The organism is Acinetobacter sp. GW821-FHT01C12, assembly GCF_059422625.1.
In genome coordinates this window covers 201,271-208,251 of record NZ_JBWKXD010000005.1, presented here as the reverse complement: position 1 = coordinate 208,251, position 6,981 = coordinate 201,271, and the positions used below count along the sequence as shown (strand labels likewise).

General features: G+C 35.9%; 6 protein-coding genes. 2 read left to right on the top strand and 4 right to left on the bottom strand.

The genetic code is table 11. From position 1 onward, the window contains the following. Positions 1-325: 325 nt before the first annotated feature. From AC07WY_RS14250 to AC07WY_RS14235, 4 genes are read right to left on the bottom strand one after another with little or no spacing between them, the layout of a single operon-like run. Positions 326-1,357: an alpha/beta hydrolase gene (locus AC07WY_RS14250; RefSeq protein WP_004719563.1), complete on the bottom strand. Its 1,032-nt coding sequence runs from the start codon at positions 1,355-1,357 to the stop codon at positions 326-328. After that, positions 1,357-2,505, bottom strand: a complete 1,149-nt coding sequence (locus tag AC07WY_RS14245) for a YdcF family protein (RefSeq protein ID WP_419335761.1) — start codon at positions 2,503-2,505, stop codon at positions 1,357-1,359. The genes AC07WY_RS14250 and AC07WY_RS14245 overlap by 1 nt, the downstream gene beginning before the upstream one ends. Positions 2,506-2,518: 13 nt before the next feature. Continuing rightward, on the bottom strand, positions 2,519-3,547 hold the full coding sequence (gene murB, locus AC07WY_RS14240; RefSeq protein WP_419335762.1) for a UDP-N-acetylmuramate dehydrogenase: 1,029 nt from the start codon (positions 3,545-3,547) through the stop codon (positions 2,519-2,521). A 40-nt stretch (positions 3,548-3,587) separates the two neighbouring features. After that, positions 3,588-4,091, bottom strand: a complete 504-nt coding sequence (locus AC07WY_RS14235; RefSeq protein ID WP_419335763.1) for a low molecular weight protein-tyrosine-phosphatase — start codon at positions 4,089-4,091, stop codon at positions 3,588-3,590. Positions 4,092-4,211: 120 nt separating this feature from the next. Here AC07WY_RS14235 and AC07WY_RS14230 point away from each other — a divergent pair, with 120 nt between their 5' ends. Both AC07WY_RS14230 and AC07WY_RS14225 read left to right on the top strand, forming a co-directional pair. Then, positions 4,212-5,366, top strand: coding sequence for an iron-containing alcohol dehydrogenase (locus tag AC07WY_RS14230; RefSeq protein WP_262086351.1), 1,155 nt, complete (start codon positions 4,212-4,214; stop codon positions 5,364-5,366). Between the two features lie 629 nt (positions 5,367-5,995). Then, positions 5,996-6,802 (top strand): OmpW/AlkL family protein, encoded by an 807-nt coding sequence (locus AC07WY_RS14225; protein ID WP_262086352.1) that lies wholly within the window; start codon positions 5,996-5,998, stop codon positions 6,800-6,802. Positions 6,803-6,981 lie beyond the last annotated feature (179 nt).

The window sequence follows — 6,981 nt, the reverse complement described above, 5'->3', positions numbered from 1 at the left end:
AATCAATCAATGATAATATTTCGATCAATCAATCAGTAAAAATCCACACAAGTTGTTCTTCATATTCTCTTAATGATTAATTTATCACTTCGTCAGTGATAAATAAGACGCAATAAACATTTAACAACTTAACCCTCTAAGCTAAGTTCGTTTGCTGTATCGCGTCGGGATGCTGCGTATTCTATACAGATTTTAAACCAGCGCAAGCCCTATTTTCAACAAAATGCATCGTGTGATTATTTTTTAATCTAAATGTTCAAAAAATCGCATAATTCACCTATTTTTTAGGCATTTTTGAGAAATTCAACTTAAAAGTAAGCTACATCTATTCAAAATAGTCACCAGAAGATTGTGCATGTAAAAAGGCAGGAATTAATCCAGTTAATGCTGCACGTATATCTGCCCGCTCATTAATCAATTGATGCGAGCCTTCTTCAAGAATCAATAAGGTCTGTAATCTAAATTGTCGACGTACAAAATCAATATTATATTTCCAGTCTACAGTTTGGTCTTGTGCACCTTGTGCCAACCAAACCGGAATGCGGCACTTTGGATAGGCTTCCATTTCCAGCATCCACTTAGACATTGCCAAAATCCAATCCATTCCCATCATTCGAGGTTGTAACGGGTCTTTAAGGCGTACAAATCTTAAAAACTCAGGATTGTGATTATTTCTTTTAAAGTGACGTGGAACTTCTCTTTTAATTCTGCGAATAATTCCTAAACCGATAGAATTATGCCACCACGCTGTTTTTGCAGGTCGTACCAATGGTGAAAGCAGTAACACCCGATCCACAATTGGATTTTCACGTTTTTGTGCATATTCAAGTAAATGATGCATCCAAATTGCACCACCTGTACTTTGTCCCACTCCCAACCAGGGCTTAGGAAGCTGCTCTGCATTTTTTACATATTGATAGACCGCATGTAACACTTGTTGGTAATGGTCAAAGTTTTGAATATTTGCAGGAGAACCATTACTCAGCCCATGCCCTGGCAAATCATAAGTAATCACACTAAATCCTTGTTCAAGGATTTCTTTCACAATCGGTTGGTAAATACCACTATGTTCTAAATAGCCATGCAACAAACACACAGTACCTTTTATTTTATCTATATTAGGTTTAAATACTTGCACATGGAGTTTAAACAACGGCATATCAATAAAACCTTGCCATTGCACACAGTCCAGTTGATCAAAACCATAAAGACGTTGATAAGATTTTATTTCTTTATTTGGAATATATTCACGATTTAAGTTTAAGGCTTCTAATAGTTGTGGTGTTGTATCTCGACTTGGAATAGGTAAGTCAAGTTGCTTTAGAATTGTTGGATTTAAAAATGGGATATCTGCCATTAAGGCACCTCTCTACAGCCACTCGAACCAAACAACATATCTCTGATTGTTGCTAAAGTTTCATAATTGGCTCTACGACTATGATCATAATTTTGTTTGCTCGGCTGCCATGCTGTTAATTGAGTTGGCATTGGTGCATTGACAGGAATTGTTTCGATACCATTTAATGCAAATAAACGACGTGTTCTTGGCATATGGTAACGATCGGTAATTAATAAGACTGTAGGTGCACCACCTTTCTTCTGTAAAAGTAATGAGCTAAAGCGTGTATTTTCACAGGTGTTCATGCTTCTATTTTCTAATAGTTTTGCTTGTACACCGCGCTCAGATAACCATTTTTGCATATAGGGTGCTTCTACACCACTCAGCACAATAGGAAGTTTAACTTTCTCTTCTAAGGCTAAGGTTGTTTCAAGTCTTAGTTTGGTATAGTCATTCACAATAATGTCTTTTTGATTTTTATCTAAAGTTAAACCACCGCCCAAGACTACAATTGCATAAGGTTGACTGATTGGCTTCGGTTGTTCACTGGTTTTGGTAGGCAAACTTTCAAGATCTTCTTGTACTTGTGAACTGGACAATTCATTTGCCAATGTGTGTGAATTTTCTTGAAGTAATTTTTCATCAATTTTATGTTTTTTTAAGAATGTTAAATATTCATCCATTAAAGCCTTATTGTCTTCACTATTTAAATCCAATAAGTTTTTAACCACATCGTTCGATTGATTCTCAACAACCTCTGATGCAGCATGTTCAGACACCAATGGAATTACCGGTTTGTTTTGTTCTTCATCATCATTTTTTTGATCTTCAGCAATTTTTTCCTGCAAGGCTTTATATCGGAACTGAAGTAACATTAAATCCTGAGCATTTTTACTCTTAATCGCTTCATCCATCAACTTAAGATAGGCTTGTCGAGCAATCCATAAGTCAGAACCAGGTTCTAAGTTTTCAGCCTCCGAAAGTGCAGCATTTTGTTGGCTCTTTGCTGCCACCTGATTCACTTCAACTGGAACAATGCTATTCAGGATTTTAACCATCATTGTCGAATAAAATGGCGTATACCAAAAAACGACCAAACAGCCGAATAATACAAATAATATGGCAATTATTCGTAGAAATCTGACCATCCAATGCGGTTTGACCATATATTTACTCAATTTAATGGTTTTCGATTAACCCTAGTTCATTATAAAGCACAGGTTCAGGCTCTAAGTGCACACCAAACTTCTCAAAAACATCTTTTTGTACTGCCTGATATGTTGCGCGTACATCTGTCAATGTTGCATCGGCATAATTCACCAACACCAAAGCTTGTTTATGAAACATTCCCACCTGATTAAGCTGTTTACCTTTCCATCCTGATTGATCAATCAACCAACCCGCTGCAATTTTAACGTGATTCCCTGCTTGAGGATAATGTGGAATATTAGGGAATTTTGCAATTAATTGTGAAAACTCTTGTTGCTTAATAATCGGATTTTTAAAGAAACTTCCCACGTTTGGATATTCTTTTGGGTCTGGGAGTTTACTTTGACGAATATGAATCACTTGCTTTTGTAAGTTTTCAGCACTCATATCACCCATCATTGCATTTTTTAAATCCCCATAATTCACTTTTAAATCAGCATGTTTAAGTAATTTAAAAATCACATGGGTAATCACATAACGATCTGGATCATCTTTAAAAATACTGTGTCGATAAGAAAAGTGGCAATCTTGTGCTTGAATTGAAAGTGTCTGTGCTGATTGACGATCGTAGACTTCTACAGATTGAATAAATTCAGCGACTTCAACACCATACGCGCCAATATTTTGCACAGGCGATGCACCAACTAAACCCGGAATCAAAGCCAAGTTCTGTAAACCATAAAGTTGTTGCGTTGTCGTCCATAATACAAAGTCATGCCAAACTTGCCCTGCACCCACTTTGATTGTTTTACTTTCGGCATCTTCACTTAAAAATTCAATACCTTGTATATCTATAGCAACTACAAGCGCATGAATATGCTCAGGCAGCATCATATTGCTACCCCCTGAAAGCAGTAGAATATTTAAATCGTGTGCTTTAGAAAATTGCAACGCTTGTTGAAGATCTACGATAGATTGTATTTTGACATAATGTGATGCAATCGAGTTCAAACTCAATGTATTAAAGGGTTTGAGCTGAACCTGTGATTCAATATTCATAACTTAAATTTATTTCCTAAAAATATTTCAATCACTTGCATTAAAACTGTTGTTGAAACACATGTACCCAAGCCAAACTGCTTGATTCACACTGATCAAGTACACGTTCAAATCCATCAGCTTCACCATAATAAGGATCTGGAAGCGCCTGTTGTGGATAAACGCGATCGTGCTCACTCATTAAAGCAATTTTAGCTTTGATTTGAGCAAGACCAAATTGGCTGCAGGCTTGGTTATACACATGCTGTATATCCGCAAAATTCTGATGATCCATGGCAAGAATCAAATCAAACTCTAAAAAGTCTTGTATTTTTAATTGTCTAGCACGTAATCCAGAAAGATCATAACCTCTTTTTATTGCATGTTTTTGACTGCGACTATCGGGAGATTTATTCGGATGATAATTGCTCGTTCCAGCGGAATCCACAACTACATTTAATCGTTTTTCATCACAATAGTGTCGTAAAACCACCTCTGCTGTGGGTGAGCGACAAATATTTCCTAAGCACACACATAAAACTTTGTATGGCATTTTGGATGACATAACAACCTCAAATGATCATTTCTTTTATAAAGTCTTATGTTAAGTTATTTAGCAGGCGAATCCTATAGAACCTTAAAACAATAATGTTTAATTTGTGATGATAGATTAAGGATAATACATATGAGTCATTTTCAATTCCAAACTGTAGCCAATATTATTTCAGGTTTAGGATCAATCCAAGAACTCAGCACAGTATTAGGCAATCAATACCACAAAGCATTAATCGTGACAGATGCAGGCATGATTCAACACGCACTACATTTGCCGCTATTAAAAATTTTAGCGCAATGCAATTTAGACTATGAAATTTATGCCGATGTACAGGCAGATCCAGCTGAGCGGATTGTTTTATCGGCAGTTCAATTCGCAAAAGACAATCAAGTAGATGTGGTGATTGGCTTTGGTGGTGGTAGCTCTATGGATGTTGCCAAACTCATCGCGATATTGGCAAATCCAAAGCAATCACAAAGTATTCAGGAAATCTATGGGGTCAATAATGTCAAAGGCCCTCGCCTTCCTTTAATTCTCATTCCAACCACAGCTGGCACAGGCTCTGAAGTCACGCCCATTTCAATTGTCACTACAGGTGAAACCACCAAAACAGGTATCGTTTCCCCCATTTTATATGCCGATGTGGCAATTCTAGATGCAACATTTACCTCAGGCCTACCTGCACATATCACAGCAGCAACAGGTATAGATGCGATGGTGCATGCCATTGAAGCCTATACCTCTAAAATTAAAAAGAATTTTTATGCAGACATGCTTGCTAAACAAGCCCTTAAACTTTTAAATAAAAATTTAAAATTGGTCTTGGCGGATGGTACAAATTTAGCAGCTCGTCAAAATATGCTGGTTGGTTCTATGCTTGCAGGGCAGGCTTTTGCCAACGCTCCTGTAGGTGCTGTACACGCTTTAGCATACCCCTTAGGTGGTCATTTTCATTTATCACATGGGCATACTAACGCTTTAGTTTTATTGGAGGTGTTAAAATTCAATGCGCCTGATGCAAAAGCACTTTATGCAGAGTTGATGCAATGGCTTGATCCCTATAGTAAAGGCAGTACAGAAGGCTTATGTGACTTATTTATTGATCATATGCAGAGACACTTGGATCACAGTGGTTTGACTTTGAAATTGCGCGATTTAAATGTACACGAGCAGCAACTGGATAGATTGGCATCCGATGCAATGCTACAAACACGTCTTTTACAAAATAATCCAAGGCCTCTACTCCACGCAGATGCATTAAAAATTTATCAGGCGATTTATTAAAATTTATCAACATTGATCATGCATTGATTTATTGAATGCACTTTTAAATAGACTTCTTTCATAGGTCCTTTTTAAAACCATAAATCAACATAAAAGCGCCCTCATCCTAGCCTTCTTCCAGTGGGAGAAGGCACTTTCAATACCAATATGACTCGCACCACATGATCATTTTTTGATTTATGAAAAACCTTGAATAAACATAGAGTACAATTGAGACATACTCGCTGTGTGTTTTATTTAAAAGTATAAAAATATCTATCATATGACCTATAATTTGTGTTTGAAATATGTGGCCTGCATCAGATCAAATCGACCTAAATTTTGAACAAAATTTATAATCTTGTAAAAATACAGCATTAAAATTAAACTTGATTATTCTCAAAATATGAAAAAAACTATCTTATTACGTCGTTTTGTTATATTTTTTAATCAATCGAACTTAAAGTTTTTTTAAAGATTTTATTTAAAAATGATTAATTATCAAACCATTAACCCATTAAATGTTTATTTTATGACTAGCTAGTAATTAGTTTTTATTTAATTTTTATTTAATTTTTAAAATAATTACTCTAAAATCGCGCCAGATCTTAATCGGAAAATTAAGACAACTAGTATTGGAAAATGATTCTATGAAAAAACTTACATTAGCAATTCTGCCATTAGCAGCATTTGGATTAAGCAACGTTTCTCACGCAGCAACTTCAGATGGTAAAACTTTTGGTGTTTCTGCTGGTTGGTTACATGTTATGCCTCAAAGTAAAGGACAAGGCGTAAATGGTAAAACTGGTAATAGTCCTTATTTAGGTCCATTGGCGAATATACAAGCCAATAACCCAGATGCAGGCTTTGAAGTACAAAATGCGGATACAGCAGGCTTAATGCTTGACTATTTTGTCAATGACAATGTTTCACTTGAATTAACTTTAGGTGCTCCTCCTGAAATGGAACTTGCTGGCCAAGGCAGCATTAAAGTTCACGGTGTTACTGTCGTTGATCTAAATAAATTTGATAAAGCTGCAACAACAGATGCTTATACACCAACGCTTTCTGCTCGTTATCACTTTGGTTCAATCAACAACAAGATCCGTCCTTATGTAGGTGCAGGCTTGATGTATGCTCATTTCTCAAATGTTGAGACTGATTCAGCAATCAATGATGCATTAAAAGCCAATCCTTTACTTGGTCGATACAATCCAGAACTAGGTAAAGTTAAAGTTGATGATGCGTTTGCACCTGTTGCAATCCTTGGCGCAGATTTCAATATCAACAAAAATTGGTATGCAACTGCTTCTGTTTCATATGCACATTTAACAACAAAAGCAAAATTAAATGTTAATGGTACAACACCAGCTGGACAAACCACTTTAATTTCAGGCCAAAGCAGCATTGAAATTAAACCAATCGTGACTTATTTAGGTCTTGGTTATCGTTTCTAATCAATTTGGACTGAATCAGCTCTAAATTGCAAAAGCTCATTAGGTTAGACTTAATGAGCTTTTTTATTGCATACACTTAATTATGAATGTTTAACTAAAACACTTGTAAACAAGTGCAAAATTCATCTATAAAGTTACTTGTTTATAAAATTTTGTAAAGCATTAACTTAGTGATTGAT